Raw genomic sequence first — 17,519 nt, forward strand, 5'->3', positions numbered from 1 at the left:
GGAGCTACACGTGGACAACTCCAAGGCTTCGCCTTCTGGCGCCCCATCACGCACCGGCGCCCCGGCTGCGGGCCCCTTCTCCTATCCTGCGTTCACGGTGCTGTGGATCGCCACGGTGCTCTCGAATATCGGCACCTGGATGCATGACGTCGGCGCCGGCTGGCTCATGACGTCGCTCGCGCCGTCGCCGGCGTGGGTGGCACTGGTGCAGACCGCGACGTCGCTGCCGGTGTTCCTGCTGGCGCTGCCAGCAGGGGCGCTGGCCGATATCCTCGACCGGCGCAAGATGTTGCTGGCGGTGCAGATCGTGATGGCCCTGGTCGCTGCGGGCCTCGGTGTGGTGGTGTTGCTGGGTGCGGCCACCCCCGTGCTGCTGTTGCTGTTCACGTTCGCAATGGGCGTGGGAGCCGCCATCACGGCGCCGGCCTGGCAGGCCATCGTGCCGAGCCTTGTCCCGCGCCAGGCGCTGCAGCAGGCGGTGGCCACCAACAGCGTGGGTATCAATATCAGCCGCGCCATCGGCCCTGCCCTGGCGGGCTTCATCATTTCCGGCATCGGCGTGGCTGCGCCCTTCCTGATCAATGCCGTCAGTTTCCTGGCTGTGGTGGCCGCACTCGCGTGGTGGCGCCCGCCTGCACCGGCAGAGCGCCGGCTGCCCACCGAAGACCTGCTCGGCGCCATGCGCGCCGGCGTGCGCTTCGCATGGCATAGCCAGGCGCTCAAGGCCACGCTCGCGCGCGCGGCAGCCTTCTTTCTGTTCGCGAGCGCCTACTGGGCCATGCTGCCGTTGATCGTGCGACAGGTGCTGGCCGGGGGCGCCCAGCTCTACGGCGTGCTGCTTGGCTGCGTGGGCGTTGGCGCGGTGCTGGGCGCGCTGGGATTGGGCCGGCTGCGCCAGCGGCTCGGCCCCGACAGCGTGGTGGCGCTGGGCACCATGGGTACTGTGGTAGCGCTGTTGCTCTTTGCCACGATCCACAACCCCGTGGCAGCCGGTGTGGCGAGCCTCGTAGCAGGCGCCTCATGGATTGCCGTGCTGACCACGCTCAACGTGTCCGCGCAGACATCGCTGCCGGAATGGGTGCGCGCACGCGGCCTGTCGATCTTCGTCACCGTGTTTTTCGGCTCGATGAGCGCAGGCAGCATCGTCTGGGGCCAGACCGCAACGCACTTCGGCATCTCCGCCGCGCTGCTGATCGCGAGCGCCGGCGCGGTGCTGGCCATCGCGCTGACGTGGCGCTACAAGCTGCAGCAGGGCGATTCTTCGCAACTGGCCCCGTCCATGCATTGGCCAGCGCCGACGGTCAGCGATGAAGTCGCGCACGACCGCGGCCCGGTGCTGATCACGATCGAATATCAGGTACGGCCCGAAAACGCGGCACGCTTTGTCGCCACGCTGGACGAACTGAGTCAGGCCCGCCTGCGTGACGGTGCTTTTTCATGGGGCTTGTTCGAAGATGCCGCGCAGCCGGGGCGCTACGTCGAATGCTTCCAGGTCGTGTCGTGGCTGGAGCACCTGCGCCAGCATGAGCGCGTGACGCTCCATGACCGCGATGTGCAGGAACGCGCGCTGGCATTCCACAGCGGCGCGCAACCGCCAGTGGTATCGCACTTCATCGCGCCGCAGACACCGCCGGCCGCGTGATGCTGAAGCGATCCCTCAGTCGATCCAGTTGACCTTGGGGAAGCGGTCCGCAAAGCCGGCCGGCATCGCCTTCACTTTCTTCTCCTGGTAGTCGAAGAACACGAAGCCGGACTTGGCCATGGCGATCAGCGCGCTGTCCTGCGGGCGCGTGATGCGGAAGATGATGTCGCCGCCGTACTTGTTGAAATCCATCACGCCGACTTCGAACAGCAACTGGTCGCGCGCATGCGCTTCATTGCGGTACATCGTGGCAAGATCCGTGACGATGATGCCGAGGCCTTCGACCTGGTCGCCTGCGCTGCCGTGCTCATAGAGGAAACGGGCGCGCGCCTCGGAAATCATGGAAATCATGGCATCGTTGGCCAGGTGATTGGCCGAGTTGATCTCGGTGACACGCACAGTCAGATGGGTCGAATAGCAGAACTGGTCGGCAGGAAGGTCGAGCTGAAGACGGGCCATGGCGGCATCGGGCAAAGTGGAAGGAAAACCGCCGCCAGTCACGGGATCATGGGGGGTGCGGCGGCGAGGCGCCCATCATAGTCGATCCGGCCTGTTCGGCCAGCCCCCGCTCAGGGGTTGAGCGGCGGCAGTGCCGCCGGCGTGGCTCGGTGCCTGGAGATGTGCCGGCGCGCAGCGGCATATTTCGGCAGGACTTGCGCGAGCGCGCTGCCGGACCACTGTCCGTGCCCGGCATCGGCGCCGAACAGGTGCCGCTCCAGGGCACCGACGGCCGCGATCACAGCCTGATCGTCCGTGCCGGCGGCCCAGTCCGACGGCGCCTTGCCCGACGCGGTATTCGACCACGCGCCCAACGCGCGGTATGCCGCTGCGGCGTCACTGGCGCGACAGGCCTGTAGCAGCGGCGCCAGGCGCGCTTCGCTGCTGGCTGCGCGGGCGCTGCGCCGCGCAGCCAGTGCCCGCCGCCACCGCGCCACGTGCGGACGTGCCCAACGCAGCAGCAGCCATGCAAGCCCCAGTACCACCGCACCACCGGCGGCCCATCGCCACAAGCGCCACGTGGTAACGCCTTCGCCGGGCAGCGCCGCCGCATGCGGACCGGTCGGCAAGAGGCCTGACAGCCTCGGCGCGGATGCCACTTCCACCTTTACCTCGGGCGCTTCCGATTCGCCGGGCTGGCGCGTGACGGGATCGAACCATTCGACCTTGACCGCGGGCAGCGTATAGGTGCCGGCATGCTCGAACACATAGGTGATGCGGTCCGTGCGCCTGCCGCCCGTATTGCCCGCGCTGTCTTGTGCGGCGTCGCTGAGCTGCGGATCGCCCGCGAACACGCGCACGCCGGACGGCGCCTCGAGCTTCGGCGGCCGGATCATCATGGCCTGCGTCTGCGGCGCGAACGTGGTGATGGTGCGCACCAGCGCATCGCCAGCGTGGAACTGCGCCTGCGCGCCGTTGACCGGCCGGTCGAAACTCTGCGTGACGTTCAGGCGTGCCACCGGCAGTGTCGTGCTGACCGCGGTACCCGCAGCCCCAGAAGCGTGAATCGTGGTGGCCGGCAACGTGACCTTGCCTTGCTGCGGCTTGCCGTCGTCGCCCGCGTAAGTGAAGGCAATCGACACCTGCGGCAACGGGAAATCGCCGCCCTGCTCCGCCGCGAACAGATACGTCTTCTGGATGCCGGCATAGCTCACGCCGTCGATCTTCTCGACCGTGTTGAGGCCGCGGTCATCCGGCATGGTCACGATCGCGCCGGGCACCTGCAGCGTCGGGAAGACCGGCGCCGACATGAAGAAGTTGGGCGCCAGGATCGTCACCTCGACCGGGATCTGCTGGCCCGGCAGCACCGGCTGCTTTGCATCGACCTTGACGCGCACCACCGGCTCGGCCGCCAGCGCGAGGGCGCAGGAAAGCCACAGCACAAAGCCGGCCAGCCAGTGCCCGATATCGCGCCTTGCCCGCATCATGGCTTGTCTCCGGCGGACGGCTGTGCCTGGCTCTGCTGCAGCGCGAACTTGCGCTGCAGCAGCTCGGTCGGCGAGGTCTGGATCGCACGCATCCAGGTCTCGGCGCTCTGGACCGCACCCATTTCCGTTTTCTTGCCTTCGCCCTCGGGCGGCTTGGACTCACGGTCATACTTGACTTCGTCAGGCTTGATGTCCGGCGGCTCCTCGCCTTCCTTTGGCTTGTCCGCCTTCGCGGCCAGCTTTTCCATGAGCGCGAGATTGGCCGTCGCCGCCGGCCATTGCGGACGGCGCTTCAGCGCCTGCCGATAGCGCGCCGCCGCGTCCTTGTACTTGCCAAGGTGCGCCAGCGCATCGCCCTGGTTGAAGTCGCTCTCGGGCGAATCGACGAGTGCGAAGCTCTGCACGGCCTTCGCGTACTGCCCCACGCGGTACTGCGCCACGCCGCGCCACATGGGGTCGTCGAACAATGCCGCGGCGCCGGCGAAATCGCCGCGCTCGAATGCCAGCCGGCCCTGCTGGTCATGCGTGAGCCACAGGTCGGCGAAGCGCCACGCAGGGGGTGCTGCGTCCGGTGCGGACGCTTGCGCGCGCAGCTCCTGTTGCGGCGCGCCCAGCGCCATCGCCAGCAACAGGCCGGTGATCCAGCGCACGGTCCAGCCCTTGCGGAACCACAGCACGCCGAGCAGCGCGATCGGGATCGTGAGCCACCAGCCCTCATCCTTCCAGCGCGAGTTCTCCACCGTTTGCTTCTGTGCGAGATGCGACTGCACATGACGCTGCACCCAGGCCACGTCATCGTCGCTGTCAGGCGTGAACGTGGCCACCGGCACGCCGGTATCGTCGCCAAAGCGCTTGAGTGCGGCCGTGTCCATGCGCGAGAACACGCGCACGCCGTCCTTTTCGACAAAGCCCACGGATCCGCTGCGCAGCGGGCCGCCGCGTTCGGTGCCAATCGCCAGCACCACGGGCTGGCTGCGCCCGCTGCTGGCCTGGGCCTTGAACGCGCGCACGGCGGCTGCCTCCATGCTGTCGGTCAGGAACAGGATGGTTCCCGGTACCTCCTCATGCGCGAGTGCGGCGTCGATGGTGCGCAGCGCGAGCGCGGTGTCCTTGCCGGGCGCGGGCATGATCCGTGTCTGCAGCGCATCGACAAAGGTCTGCAACAGCGTGGCGTCGTCAGTCAGCGGCAGCACCAGGTGCGTCGAGCCCGCGTAGGCCCAGATCGCCGTGCGTCCGCCGTCGCGGCGCGCGAGCAGCGCCTTGACCTTGAGCTTGGCGCGCTCGAGCCGTGTGGGCGTCACGTCGATCGCGTCCATGGTTGGCGACAGGTCGATCGCGATGGCCAGCGGCGCCTTGTCGTCGAGGAATGGCGGGCGCTCACGCTCCCATGCCGGCCCGGCCAGTGCGATGGCGCCGAATGCGAGCAGCAGCGCGGTCAGGTGTACGGGCCGGATCGCCAGCCGACGGCGCTCGCCGACCATCAGCGCATCGAGCAGATGCGGGGCGATGGCGTCGCGCCAGCGCCGCCGGACATCGCCGCGCCGTTGCACGGCCCACACCAGCAGCACCGCCGCAATCAGCACGAGCAGCCACCACGGGCGCAGGAAATGGAATGACGCGAGCGCCTGCATCACGGCTCCTCCGTGGCCGCCTGCGGTACGGCTTGCCGGCGTGGCCGTGACGACCATGCCGACCAGATCGCCATGATCAGCTGGTACGCGAGCACCACACCGATCGCCGCACCAAGCGGCCACATGAACAGCTCGCGCCGCGGCCGCCATGACAGCGTCTTGTGGTTGTGCGGCGTGATGCGGTCGAGCGTCGCGTAGATGCTTTCCAGGCTGTTCTGGTCCGCACCGAAGAAGTAACGCCCGCCGGTCTGCGCCGCCATGCGCTGCAGCACGCCGAGATCGACGCGCTGCTCGCCCTCGGCGGACGGATCGCCGATGCCGATCGTATGCACGGTCACATGCCGCTGCTTCGCGATATCCGCCGCGCGCTCGGGCGGCATCTTGCTGGCCGTGTCATTGCCATCGGTGAGCACGATCAGCACCTTCTCCGGTGCCTGGCTCTGGTCGAACATCTTGATGCCGAGGCCGACCGCATCACCCAGTGCGGTACTGGGTCCGGCCATGCCCGGCAGCAGGTCGCGGATCATGGTCTGCACGAGCGCGTGGTCCAGCGTGAACGGCGCGAGCGGATACGGCGCATCGCCAAACACGATCAGGCCGATGCGGTCGCCGGGCCGGCGCGCCACGAAGCTGCTGACCACCTCGCGCACCGCCTGCACGCGCGGAATCAGCGCGCCGGACGGGTCACGGAAATCGCGCGTGTCCATGGATTGCGACAAGTCCAGCGCAAGCAGCAGATCGCGCACGGGCTGCGTCTTTTCGATCGGCGCCTCCAGGAACTGCGGCCGCGCCAGCGCGGTCACCAGCAACGCCCATGCGAGCGGCGCCAGGATGCGCTGCAGCCAGTTGCTGCGTGGCACGACGGCGCCAGCCGCCGGCTCCAGGCCCAATGCGCTCGCCACCTCGCCGAAGAAAGGCAGCCGCACTGAAGGACTTTCCTCGCGATACGGCGGCAACAGCCACCACAGCAGCAAGGGCAGCGGCAGCAGCACGAAGAGCCACGGATATTCAAACTGGTACATGGTGACCGGCAATCCATTGCTGGCAGGCGGTGGCCGTGGCCGTTACCTGGGTTTCCGGCCACTGCGCCAGCGCGGCGGCATCGCGGTACTGCGCGTCGTTGACGAGCGCCGCGAGCGTCGGCACGGCCGCGCCGGCCTTGCCCGCGTTGGCCTGCAGGAACTGCACCCACTCCGCGCCCGCCATGCTGGCCACCTGTGCGCGCGGCCATGCCGCCAGCGCGGTGCGCTTGAGCAGCTCGGCCATGTCTGCCAGCGCCTGCGCGCGCGCGGCAGGGGAAGCTGTCATGCCTGCGCGCAGCCGCGCGAGTTCGGCCAGCGCCTCGCGGCGATAGCGGTTCGCGCGATAGCGGCGCCACCAGCGCCAGGTGGCAAACACCAGCAGCGCAAGCACGATCGCACCAGCCACGGGCCAGCCGATGGTCTGCGGCCGCCACGACGGCGGCGGCGGAACGGCCACATCGGCCAGGGTCTGGAGTTCGCCGGAGATCGTGGCGCTGTCGGGCTCAGCCGTGCTGCGCACGAGGTCCGTCATTGCTGCTCTACCCGTGCGCCGCGAACGCGCGTTTGACCTTGCGGTGCGGCCTGGCCCAGCAGACGACGCAACTGCTGCGGAGTCTCCTCAGCCGCCGACAACGGCAGCAGCGGCACGCCGATGGCGCGATGCCAGTCCATGAGGCTGCGGCTCTGCGTGTCTACGAAATCGGCGATGCCCTTGCGCGTGGATGCCTGGCCGAAGCCGAGTTCGACCTGTAATTCGCCGTCACTGACCACGAGATGGCCGGAGTCGGGGAGTTCCAGCAGGAACGGGTCGTACACCAGCATCGTCAGCACGTCGTTGCGCGCGCACATCGACAGCATCAGGTCGCGCGTGGTCGCGTCATGCCCGTCAAAGTCACTGATGACGATGACGAGGTGGTCGTGCCGCGCGAGCCTTGCTGCGCGCTCGAGCGCGGCGTTGAGCTGACTTGCGCCGCGCCGTGCAGGAGCATCGGCGCGTAGCGACTGGTTATGTCGCGCGATCTCGCCGAGCAGGTGCTCAACGGCCTGCCGGCTGCGGCGCGGCGCAAGCTCGGTGCATTCGTTGTCGCCGAACACGAGCCCTCCGACGCGGTCGCCCTCGGACAGCACGCGCCACGCCGCCAGCGCCGCAGCCTCTGCGGCCACGACCGACTTCATCGCGCGGCGGCTGCCGAAGAACATGTTGATGCGCTGGTCCACGAGCAGCAACACGGGACGGTCCTTCTCCTCGCTGTACACGCGCACGTGCGGCTTGCCGGTGCGCGCGGTGACGCGCCAGTCCATGCTGCGGATATCGTCGCCGGGCAGGTAGCCGCGCAACTCTTCGAAGGTCAGGCCGCGTCCGCGCACGCGCGACGCATGCCGGCCGGCGAGCACGCTGTGCACCGGCTGGCGTGGCAGGAAATGGAAATCGCGTGCGGCGACTTCGAGCGCAGCCAGCGTCGCGGCATCGACGCTGACGCCGGGCTGCACGCGCTCCTGCGCAGGGCTGGCAGCCACGGGCGAACGGGCGAGCGATGCGAGATGGGACCGCATAATCGCGCCCGCCGCATCAGGCCACAGCCACCTGCTGCACGAGGCGATCGATCACGGCATCGGCACTGACGCCGGCCGCGTGCGCCTCATACGACAGGATCAGGCGATGGCGGAATACTTCATGCACGACGGCCTGGACGTCCTCGGGCGAGACGAAGTCATGGCCACGCAACCAGGCATAGGCGCGTGCAACCTTGTCCAGCCCGATCGAGCCACGCGGGCTCACGCCGACCTGAATCCATCGATCCAGCTCGTCGTCCACGGCCTTCGGCTCGCGCGTGGCGTGTACCAGCGCGACCATGTAGCGTGCCACCGCATCGCTGACATGGATGCCGTGGATCTCGGCACGCGCGGCGAAGATGACTTCGGGGGCCAGCCGCTGCGCAGCCGCGCCCTGCGCGTTCGACGCCGCGCCGGATTCTTCGGCCCGCGCCAGCGCCACGATCTGCGCCTCGGCATCCGCGGCGGGATAGGTCACGTTCACGTGCATCAGGAAGCGATCCATCTGCGCCTCGGGCAGCGGGTATGTCCCTTCCTGCTCGATCGGGTTCTGCGTGGCCATGACGAGGAACAGCGGGTCGAGCTTGTGCGTCGTGCCGCCCACGGTGACCTGGCGCTCTTCCATCGCTTCAAGCAGCGCCGCTTGCACCTTCGCCGGAGAGCGGTTCACTTCATCCGCCAGCACCAGGTTGGCGAAGATCGGGCCAGCCTGGAAGCGGAACTCGCCCTTGCCGCCCTCGCTGTAGTACACCTCGGACCCGGTGATGTCGGCCGGCAGCAAATCCGGCGTGAACTGGATGCGCGACAGCTTCGCCTCCAGGTTGCGCGCGAGCACCTTGATCGCGCGCGTCTTGGCCAGCCCTGGTAGCCCTTCCACCAGCAGGTGGCCATCGGCCAGCAGGCCAAGCAACAGGCGCTCGACCATATGCTGCTGGCCGACGATGGACTCGCCCATCCGCTGCTGCAGCGCCAGCACGTCGTCACGGGTGCTCATTGGGGATTCCTCGATGGAGCGGCGGCGCGGCGGCCACCGCCGAACCAGGCGTAGTACGGATTGTCGGGATCGGTGCGCATCACCTTGTTCATATGCAGCGCCCAGGCCTCGCGGTCACCGTAGTAGGCGTCGAGACCGGCCGTGTAGAAGGTGTGCAGCGTTTCGCGTTCGAGTCCGATGTCGGAGATCAGCGCCGCGTCGGCCTCCGCCAGCGGCGGCTCAGTCTGCAGCGTCAGCAGCCGCTGCAGGACCTGCGGAAACTCCGTGCGCCGCACCCAGCCCGCGTATTCGATGCGAGGATGGTCGTCGGTCACGGCGGGCGCATCGCCCGCGTAGCGCTCCAGGCCTTCCCGGCCGGTCACCCAGGTCGCGAGCAATGCAGCCGTCGACGTCACGCCCACCGCGCGCAGTGCCGCCGACACCTCGGGCTCGGCAAAACGCTGGCGGATGCGCTCCGGATCCAGCTTGATCGGCGACATCGAGCCGACCAGCATCATCTCGTGCAACTCGGTGGTCCACAACGTCGCATGCGGAAACACGTCGAGGAAGCTGCGCACCAGCGCACGCGTGTCCTCGTCGTTCTGCGTGGGCAGCGGCAGCCATTGCGCGACCAGCCCGCCCGGCTGCAGGCGCGCCGCCGCCAGCTTGTAGAAATCGGTCGAGTACAGGCTAACCACGCCCGCGGCCGAAGGCGGGGGTGGCTCCAGCGTGATCAGGTCGTAGCGTTGTTCGCTCTGCAGCAGTTCGCGCCGGCCATCGCGCAGCCGGATATCGACACGCTTGTCGCCGGCCACGTTGTAGTTGCCCTGGAACTGGGGCACCGCGCGCAGCACGGGTGGCAGCAGCTCTGCGACGACGCGATGTTCAAGGCCCGGATACGGCAGCGTGGCGCCGGCCGTGATGCCCGTGCCCAGACCGATCACCAGCACCGAACGCGGCGTGCCGCCATGCACGATCAGCGGCAGCAGCGCCTGCAGGCGCATGTAGCGCAGAGACGTCATGGTGTCGCCGGAGTTGGACACGCCCTGGATATAGAGCCGATTGAACGTGTGGGTCGCAGATGCCTGCTTCACCACCGCTACAGTCGCGCCGCGGCCTTCCTCGTAGAACGCAATCTCGCCACCGCGTGCGCGTGCGAGCAGCGTGGCGAGCCGGTCCGCGGGCGCCAGCGCCGCGGCGATCACGGCGAGCAATGCCACCATCGGCACCGCCCAACGTGCGAGCTTGTGCACGCCAGAGCCGAGTGCCACCGCGATCACGCCAACGATGCCGGCACCGACGGCCAACAGCGACAGTGCGTGCACAAGCCCGATGCGCGGCACCAGCACAAACCCCGCCACAGCCGTCCCCGCGATACCACCCAGCGTATTGAGCGCGACCACCGCACCCACGCCAGAGCCAAGCCGGTGGTTGTCCACGCCGACGCGCAACACGAACGGGAATGCGGCCCCCAGCAGCAGCGTCGGCACGAACACCACGCACAGCGCCGCCACCGCGAAGCTCGCGCATGCGGCAGCCAGACCGTTCGACGTGGCGGACTGCACCCACGCCGATACCGCGGCTTGCGCGAGCAGCAGCCACTCCCCGAGTACGACGATTTCCAGCAGTGCGACGAGCCCGGCCGCGGCGATCAGCATCGCGAATGCGCCCCACGGATCGCGTACGCGATCGGCGCGGCGCGCGGCCAGCGCGCTGCCGATCGCCAGCCCGGCCAGATACGTGGCCAGCACCACCGTGAACGCAAACGTGCGCGTGCTGATGAACTGCACGATCGCTTGCGACCAGACCACTTCATAGCCGAGCGCGATGCCGCCCGCTGCGGCATAGAGCACGAGCGCGAGCCGGCCACCACCGGCATCTCGCGCCGGCTGTGCAGATGCGGGCACCGGGTCCGCCGCCGACGCTTCTGTTGCTACGGCTCGCGATGCCATGGCAAACGCGGCGATCGCTGCGACGCCGTTGAGCGTGGCCGCGGCCAGCGCACTGCCCGTGATGCCGAGCCACGGAATCAGCACGAAGCCCGCCAGCAGCGTGCCGGCAATGGCGCCCGTGGTATTGGCGGCATACAAGCGCCCGCCGTGCGTGCCGACCTGCCCCGCACGCGACGCCAGCACGCGCATCAAGACTGGCAGCGTGCCGCCCATGGCTGCAGCCGGCAGGATCACCAGCACGAACGGCAATGCCCAGGCCAGCAGGCCTACACGACTTTCGAGCCATGCGAACGGCGCAGCGGATCGTGCCAGCAACAGCGTGGCGCCAATCGCCAGCACGAGCACGCCGATTTCGAGCCACGCATACAGCCGCAACGGCCTCGCATGGCGGTCAGCGACGCGGCCGAACAGCCAGCCGCCGAGCGCCAGCCCGGCAAAGAACGCGCTCACGGCCGTGGTCACGGCGTGCACATCCACCCCGACCACGAGCGCAAGCTGCTTGATCCAGAGAACCTGGTAAATCAGTCCGGCCGCGCCGGACGCGAAAAGCAACAGGGCAGGTGCCAGCAAGGCGCCGTGTTGCGCCAGTTGACCCTGCCCTGCCTGCACGGCGGCGCCTTGCGTACGCCGTGATTTGCCCGATCTGTGCCGCGCTTGCTGTTTGCCAGCGTCCGTGCCGGCATGCGCTTCTCTCATGTCGCGATCCTGTGAAGCGGTTGGCCGGGACAGCCCGGCCAACCATTGCTGCTGGAATTACTTCCCGGCCCCGGCAGCCCCCTTGTCAATGGACTTCATCACCGCCTCCGTCATCTGGTCGATCGTGAAGCTCGCCGGACGCTGGCTGGGCGGGTAGTCCTTGAACGTCTGGAGGAACGGTGCGACCCGCGATGACGCGTAGCCGATCATGTAGGCGTTTTTCGCCGTCCAGTCATAGTACTGATCGGAGACGATATCCGCACGCTCATACGGGTCCATGCGGAGGTTGAACGCCTTTGGCACGCGCAGGCAGGTAAAGGGATTCGCCCATACCTCGAAGCCGCCCGGGTGTCGCTGCTCGCAGAACACAAATTTCCAGTCGTTGTGGCGCATGGCGACCAGCACGCCGTCATCGTTGAAATAGAAGAAGTCCTGGCGCGGTCCGACATTAGTCTGTCCGGTCAGGTATGGCAGGAAGTTATAGCCGTCGAGGTGCACCTTGAAGGACTTGCCGCCAATGCTCGCGCCCTTGAGCAGCCGGTCCTTGATGTCGCCATCGCCAGCCGCCGCAAGCAGCGTCGGGAACCAGTCGAGGCCGGACATCATGGTCGTTGACACCGTGCCAGGCTTGATCCTGCCCGGCCAGCGCACCATTGCAGGCACGCGGAACGCACCTTCCCAGTTGGTGTCCTTCTCGCTGCGGAACGGCGTTGTTGCGGCGTCCGGCCAGGACCACTGGTTCGGCCCGTTGTCGGTCGTGTAAATAACGATAGTGTTGTCGGCAACCTTTAGGTCGTCGAGCGACTTGAGCAGCTTGCCGACATCGCCATCATGTTCGAGCATGCCGTCCGCATAATCGTTACCGGGCATGCCGCTCTGTCCGCGCATCGACTCGCGCACGTGCGTGAACGCGTGCATGCGCGTGGTATTCATCCACACGAAGAACGGCTTGTCGGCCTTGACCTGCTTCTCCATGAAGCCGATCGCCGCCGCCGTGGTTTCGTCATCGATGGTCTCCATGCGCTTGCGGTTCAGCGGACCGGTATCTTCGATCTTGCCGTCGGCGTACGTATGGAGCACGCCACGCGGCGCGTTTGCCTTGACCCATGCCGTATCGTTCTTCGGGTAGTACGGACGCTCGGGTTCCTCTTCCGCGTTCAAGTGGTAGAGGTTGCCGAAGAACTCGTCGAAGCCGTGCGCGGTCGGCAGGTACTCGTTGCGGTCGCCCAGGTGATTCTTGCCAAACTGGCCGGTCGCATAGCCGAGCGGCTTGAGCGCCTGTGCGATCGTCACGTTCTGCGCCTGCAGACCGACCGGTGCGCCGGGAATGCCGACCTTCAGCAGACCGGTGCGCAAGCCAACCTCACCGGTAATGAACGTGGAGCGGCCTGCCGTGCAGCTGTTCTCGCCGTAGTAGTCGGTGAGCATCATGCCTTCATTGGCGATGCGGTCGATGTTGGGCGTACGATAGCCCACCACGCCGTGACTGTAGGCGCTGATGTTGGTCTGCCCGATGTCATCGCCGAAGATGACGAGGATGTTCGGCTTCTTGCCGGACGACGAGGTAGCCGCCAGCGCCGGCGCCGATGCCGCGTCAACTGGCGCACTGGCCGCCACGGGCGGGTTTTCCTTTGCAGGCACCGGAGCCTGCGCCACAGGCGCGGGCGCGGGCGCCTGTGCCGCTGGCTGCTGTTCCTTGGGCGGCGTTTCCTTCTTGCCGCAGCCCGCCAACGTGAACACGGCGGCGGCCATGGCCAGCATCACCAGCCTGGTGCCCCTTCCTCTGCTACTGCCTTCTTCAACTCGGTGCATGTCCTGCCTCCGTTTGTCGACCCATGATTGCCAGCTTCGTGCTGCTGTTGAACGTCACGGCTTGCCGGCCGGATAGACCTGCAGCCAGTCCTGCTTCATGCTGACTACCGTCCAGCCCTTGGCCCGGGCCGCGTCGAGCGCCTTGTCGAGTTTGCCGACCCTGGACTGCCGGTCATAGGCAAACTCGCGCTCGGCGTCGTCGTGGTGGACCAGCACGGCCAGCCGCAGGCCTTCGCCGCCCGCGGTGTACTCCAGCATCTGCAGGTCGCCGTCCGAATTGCCCACGGCGAGAATGGGGCGCCGCCCGATATGGCGGTAGATGCCGACTGGCTTGCCGGGTCCGTCATCGATGAATTCCAGCTTCGGTTCTCGCACAAGCACTGGTTTGCCGTCGCGCAGCGTGTACTTGACCGCCTGCGAGGAACCGATCACCTGCTCGGGCGGAATGCCGTAGATCTTTTCTGTCCAGGGGCGCATGAAATCGATGGTGCCGCCCGAGACGATGTAGGTCTTGAAGCCGTTGGCACGCAGGTAGGACAGCAGCTCCACTTGCGGCTGGTAAACCAGTTCGGTGTATGGACGCTGCAGCTTCGGGTGCTTCGCCTGCGCGAGCCACGTGCGGATCGTGCGGTCATACTCATCGACCGTCATGCCGCTGTTGGCCGCGGCGATCAGCGCGAGCAACTGTTTCTCGTTGCGCATCAGGGCCTGCATGTCGTTGGCCATCAGCGCCTTGAAGGCTGGATTGCTCTTCCACTCGGAATGCTGCGGTGCGGCGGCCTTGACCTGATCCAGCAGGAAGAAGAACTGGAAGTAGAGCGGCTGCTCGCTCCACAGCGTGCCGTCGTTGTCGAACACGGCAACGCGGTCGGCCGGCGCGACAAAGGTGGGCGAACCAGGACGCGTGGTATCCGCCACGAACTTCAGCAATGCCTGCCGCGCCGGCCCGTCGCGCCATGACGGCAGCGCTTGCGCAGCGGCCTGCGGCGAGTGCGCGGACTGAGCAATTGGCTCCGCCGCGGCGCCTTCGGTCGGTGCCGCGCATCCGCCGAGAGTGCCGCCCGCAAACGTCAGTGCGGCCAGGCACAGGGCGGCCAGCGCCGGGCTCAGCCGGTTGCGGGCCGGCGGCCTGGGTGTGGAGAGGTGCATCGCGCGCGCTCCTGTTGTTGGAAAACGGTTCGAAAGCAGAACAAGCAGAACGAGCCGAACAACGGCTATCGCGCCATGGCCACTGGCTGCTGCTTTCGCATTTCGGCCCAGCGGCTGTCGTCCATCACCAGACGGAAGCCGAGATGCGACATGCTGTTGTACGGATCGGTGCCGCGCCGCGCGCTGGGCCGGTAGCTCAGGCAGTAATCCTCATTGCAGAGAAACGACCCGCCGCGCGTGACGCGCTTGGGCGCGCCGACGGGCACGCCAGGCTCGCTCGGATCCCATGACGCCAGCGGGCCAGGAGGATCGTCGACCAGCTTGCCCTGCGCAGCCTCTCGCCGGAACTGGTCGGCGCGGTACCAGTCCGCGACCCACTGCCACGCATTGCCAGTCATGTCATAGAGGCCGTAGCCGTTGGCCGGAAACGTGCCGACCGGGCTCGTGCCGAGCGCGCCGCCAGCCTTCGGGCTGATCACGGGGAACGGCTGCCCCTGCTGGCCCTGCCAGACATTGGCCATCTGTTTGCCATCGGGCGCGAACTTCTCGCCCCACGCGTAGGTGGCCTGCTCCAGCCCGCCGCGCGCGGCGAACTCCCACTCGGCTTCGGTCGGCAGACGCTTGCCTGCCCACTTGGCATAGGCCTGCGCGTCTTCATAGGAGACCTGCACAACCGGGTGATTGTCCTTGCCCTCGATCGACGTACCCGGCCCGCCCGGATGGCGCCAGTCCGCACCCGGGACGTAGCGCCACCAGCGCGAATAGTCCTGCAGCGGCACGGGCCGCGACGTGCCCACGAACACCATGGCGCCCGCGACCATTGCACTGGCGGGCGGGCGTGGCGTACCGGGCGGCAGTTGGACTTTCAGCGTTTCCCAGTCAGGCGATTTCTCGGCCGTGGTGACATAGCCGGTCGCCTCGACGAACTTGCGGAACTCGGCATTGGTGACATGGTGCTGGTCCATCCAGAAGCCGTGGATGCGCACCTTGTGCGCGGGCTTCTCGTTGGCCTGCGCCATCTTGCTGTCGCTGCCCATGAGGAATTCGCCGCCGGGCACATGGACCATGCCGGCCGGGCCACGCATGCCATCGCCAACGACCACGCCCTGCCCTTGCTCACCGTGCCTGCCGTGCTGGAACCACCAGGTCGCACCGAAGCCCGCCGCCACACCGGTGCATACCAGCATGGCGACGATGGCGCCGCGCCAGCGGCCCGGCCGATCAGCGACCGTTGCCGCAACGCCTTCCGCCTGCGCCATGCCTGTGGCGGAATTCCGGCGCTTCTTGCTGCCCATGACTCTTCCTCCGCAATGCATAAGTGGTGCGTAGACCGCACCCCGAAGCTATCGTTACAGAAGGAAAAGCGAAACGGAATTGAGTTTTCTCGGGTGGTGATTTTAGATATTTCGCATCGACTAACCGCAGGTCATCTGCGGCTGGGCGGGATCCGTGTCTTCCCCCGAATGCCGTGCACCGGCATTTTTGTATACAATATTGGAATACAATAACGGACCTGAACTGTCCGGGCCGCGCCCGGCGACCCTTGGAAAGGAGGAAACCATGACATCCCGCGAAGCCAGCCTGACGCCGCAATACGCTGCCGCCCTGGAACCTGTCGAGAACTACCTGAAAGGTCACGCGACCGGCAACGGCGAGTACATCCGCAAGGCGTTCCACCCTGACGCCCGCATCATCTCTTTTCGCGACGGCGTGCACTACAGCCTGACCGTCGACGACTTCATTGCCGCGCGATTTCATGGCGAGCCAGCCGCTGACGAAGCCCAGCGCAAGCGTTTCATCACGCAGTTCGATGTCACGGGCAATGCCGGCGCGGCCAAGGTGGTGCTGCAGTATCCGGGGGTGACGTTTACCGACTACTTCACGTTGCTGGAGATCAACGGCGTGTGGGGCATCGCCAACAAGACCTTCAGCGCTGCGACGCAGCCGGAAGCCAGGTAACGGTCGCCATCCGCGCGCTGCTGGTGCGCGACTCCGCGCCGGACAGGCGTGCCTTGAGTTCGTCGCGCTCGCTGAAGCGTGGCGCGGCGAGCCACGCGCTGAGTTCGTCGCGCCAGTTTTCCCACGCGTTCTCGTCGAAATCGAATTCCTCGTCGAGCCGCCCGCGGTCGCGCAGATAGAAGCCTGACACGCGCATGCCATCCCAGTAGGCGACAGCCACATCGGCAAAATCGGCCGTGGTGCCGGCGGGCATGTCGCGCAGCAGCATCGCCAGGGTTGCCTTCAGCTCCTTGAATGCCTTGTGCGCCTTGAAATCGTCGGTGGGCATGGCGGGCTCCGCTGGAGGGTGAGACGATGCTGACAGCGTGCTCCTGTTCGCAGGCCGCGTCAAATCACCCGTGCGCTACCACACGGTTCCTGCCTCGCTCCTTGGCCGCGTAGAGTCTGTGGTCCGCCGGGGCGGCCTGCGCATCGAGGCTGTCGCATGCGTCCGTCACCAGCTCCGCGACGCCGATCGATACCGTATAGCGGATCTCCCGCCCCGGCGAGCCAAATCGCAACAGTGTCGCGTCCCGCATGCACACAAGCGGCAATCGCCAGACGCAGACGCCCGGCGATCTCCGCCGCATCCTCGGGAGTGGTATCGGGCAGCAGCACGCAGAACTCCTCGTCACTAACACGCGCCACCATGTCTTGCGGCCGCACCGCGGCCTTGCTCACTGTAGCCAGGTGCTTGAGCAACTCGTCGCCGGCGGCATGACCAGGGAGTCCCGGACGCGAGTCCTAGAGCAAGTCCTGGTGCAAGTCCTTGTGCTTGCCGCTGACACGTTCGTCGCCAAGAATGAATGAAGCACCGCTTATCCCTCAGGATTCCCTTGGATCCGATCAGGAGTCGACGACCATGCCAGAAGCCAGCATCACCGCACATCTCCCCACCGTGGACATCGAGTTCACGCGACGCAACGCGCCCGAGCAGAATGCCGAACTGATATCCGTGCTGATCCGGGCAACGCCATCCTTCGCGGCCATGGAGCACTGGCTTGCGCAATATCCGCCGCTGCCTTTCGAAGAAGTCGTCCAATGGTGGGCGGACATGGTGCGCGCGACATGGCAACCGTGGCTGGCGCTCAATCCAGCCTTCTCGCTGCTGCTGCCGTACCACGAGCGGGATGCATAGTCGCTGTCCCGGCAAAAGCAGATCATC

16 protein-coding genes and 1 pseudogene are annotated in these 17,519 nt (G+C 67.0%); 3 read left to right on the top strand and 14 right to left on the bottom strand.

The annotated features are described in order from the left end of the window. Nucleotides 1-10: 10 nt before the first annotated feature. On the top strand, nt 11-1,642 hold the full coding sequence (locus K2O51_RS27765; RefSeq protein WP_011299030.1) for an MFS transporter: 1,632 nt from the start codon (nt 11-13) through the stop codon (nt 1,640-1,642). 15 nt (nt 1,643-1,657) lie between these two features. On the opposite strand, the gene K2O51_RS27770 is transcribed toward K2O51_RS27765, so the two are convergent. The 11 genes from K2O51_RS27770 to K2O51_RS27820 all read right to left on the bottom strand — a co-directional run bounded on the left by K2O51_RS27770 (nt 1,658) and on the right by K2O51_RS27820 (nt 15,651). After that, nucleotides 1,658-2,101 (bottom strand): thioesterase family protein, encoded by a 444-nt coding sequence (locus K2O51_RS27770; RefSeq protein ID WP_011299031.1) that lies wholly within the window; start codon nt 2,099-2,101, stop codon nt 1,658-1,660. Nucleotides 2,102-2,211: 110 nt separating this feature from the next. After that, on the bottom strand, nt 2,212-3,567 hold the full coding sequence (locus K2O51_RS27775) for a BatD family protein (protein WP_220631039.1): 1,356 nt from the start codon (nt 3,565-3,567) through the stop codon (nt 2,212-2,214). Continuing rightward, nucleotides 3,564-5,255, bottom strand: coding sequence for a vWA domain-containing protein (locus K2O51_RS27780; protein ID WP_425332989.1), 1,692 nt, complete (start codon nt 5,253-5,255; stop codon nt 3,564-3,566). Before K2O51_RS27780 ends, K2O51_RS27775 begins: the two co-directional genes overlap by 4 nt. Further along, nucleotides 5,198-6,220: a vWA domain-containing protein gene (locus K2O51_RS27785; protein ID WP_220631040.1), complete on the bottom strand. Its 1,023-nt coding sequence runs from the start codon at nt 6,218-6,220 to the stop codon at nt 5,198-5,200. Before K2O51_RS27785 ends, K2O51_RS27780 begins: the two co-directional genes overlap by 58 nt. Beyond that, nucleotides 6,207-6,752, bottom strand: coding sequence for a DUF4381 domain-containing protein (locus K2O51_RS27790; RefSeq protein WP_140952088.1), 546 nt, complete (start codon nt 6,750-6,752; stop codon nt 6,207-6,209). Before K2O51_RS27790 ends, K2O51_RS27785 begins: the two co-directional genes overlap by 14 nt. Further along, nucleotides 6,749-7,774: a DUF58 domain-containing protein gene (locus tag K2O51_RS27795; protein ID WP_011299036.1), complete on the bottom strand. Its 1,026-nt coding sequence runs from the start codon at nt 7,772-7,774 to the stop codon at nt 6,749-6,751. The genes K2O51_RS27790 and K2O51_RS27795 overlap by 4 nt, the downstream gene beginning before the upstream one ends. A 16-nt stretch (nt 7,775-7,790) precedes the next feature. Then, entirely contained in the window at nt 7,791-8,768 is a 978-nt protein-coding gene (locus tag K2O51_RS27800; RefSeq protein WP_011299037.1) for an AAA family ATPase, read from the bottom strand. Further along, nucleotides 8,765-11,395: a fused MFS/spermidine synthase gene (locus K2O51_RS27805; RefSeq protein ID WP_140952081.1), complete on the bottom strand. Its 2,631-nt coding sequence runs from the start codon at nt 11,393-11,395 to the stop codon at nt 8,765-8,767. The genes K2O51_RS27800 and K2O51_RS27805 overlap by 4 nt, the downstream gene beginning before the upstream one ends. A gap of 57 nt (nt 11,396-11,452) precedes the next feature. Further along, a complete protein-coding gene (locus K2O51_RS27810) occupies nt 11,453-13,207 on the bottom strand; it encodes an arylsulfatase (protein WP_245001886.1) in 1,755 nt (584 codons plus the stop codon). Between the two features lie 54 nt (nt 13,208-13,261). Further along, the gene (locus tag K2O51_RS27815; RefSeq protein ID WP_220631041.1) at nt 13,262-14,356 is read right to left on the bottom strand and encodes an HAD family hydrolase; all 1,095 of its coding nucleotides are present in this window, start codon (nt 14,354-14,356) and stop codon (nt 13,262-13,264) included. 65 nt (nt 14,357-14,421) lie between these two features. Then, nucleotides 14,422-15,651 carry a formylglycine-generating enzyme family protein gene (locus K2O51_RS27820; RefSeq protein WP_220631042.1) on the bottom strand — a complete coding sequence of 410 codons (1,230 nt, stop codon included), beginning with the start codon at nt 15,649-15,651 and terminating at the stop codon, nt 14,422-14,424. A 265-nt stretch (nt 15,652-15,916) separates the two neighbouring features. Here K2O51_RS27820 and K2O51_RS27825 point away from each other — a divergent pair, with 265 nt between their 5' ends. Continuing rightward, nucleotides 15,917-16,315, top strand: coding sequence for a nuclear transport factor 2 family protein (locus K2O51_RS27825; RefSeq protein WP_220631043.1), 399 nt, complete (start codon nt 15,917-15,919; stop codon nt 16,313-16,315). On the opposite strand, the gene K2O51_RS27830 is transcribed toward K2O51_RS27825, so the two are convergent. The 3 genes and pseudogenes from K2O51_RS27830 to K2O51_RS35820 all read right to left on the bottom strand — a co-directional run. Continuing rightward, complete coding sequence (locus K2O51_RS27830) at nt 16,284-16,643, bottom strand: hypothetical protein (protein WP_011299043.1); 360 nt, start codon at nt 16,641-16,643, stop codon at nt 16,284-16,286. The two genes, K2O51_RS27825 and K2O51_RS27830, sit on opposite strands and share 32 nt — an antisense overlap. 64 nt (nt 16,644-16,707) lie before the next feature. Continuing rightward, nucleotides 16,708-16,893, bottom strand: a complete 186-nt coding sequence (locus K2O51_RS35300) for a diguanylate cyclase (RefSeq protein WP_041679708.1) — start codon at nt 16,891-16,893, stop codon at nt 16,708-16,710. Between the two features lie 19 nt (nt 16,894-16,912). Continuing rightward, a pseudogene (locus K2O51_RS35820) lies at nt 16,913-17,065 on the bottom strand (diguanylate cyclase domain-containing protein); the annotation flags it as partial. 151 nt (nt 17,066-17,216) lie between these two features. Between K2O51_RS35820 and K2O51_RS27840 the strand changes: the two are divergent. Then, nucleotides 17,217-17,492, top strand: a complete 276-nt coding sequence (locus tag K2O51_RS27840; protein ID WP_011299044.1) for a hypothetical protein — start codon at nt 17,217-17,219, stop codon at nt 17,490-17,492. Nucleotides 17,493-17,519 lie beyond the last annotated feature (27 nt).

The sequence above is a fragment of the Cupriavidus pinatubonensis genome (assembly GCF_019602855.1).
In the GTDB taxonomy this organism is placed as follows: Bacteria; Pseudomonadota; Gammaproteobacteria; order Burkholderiales; family Burkholderiaceae; genus Cupriavidus; species Cupriavidus pinatubonensis.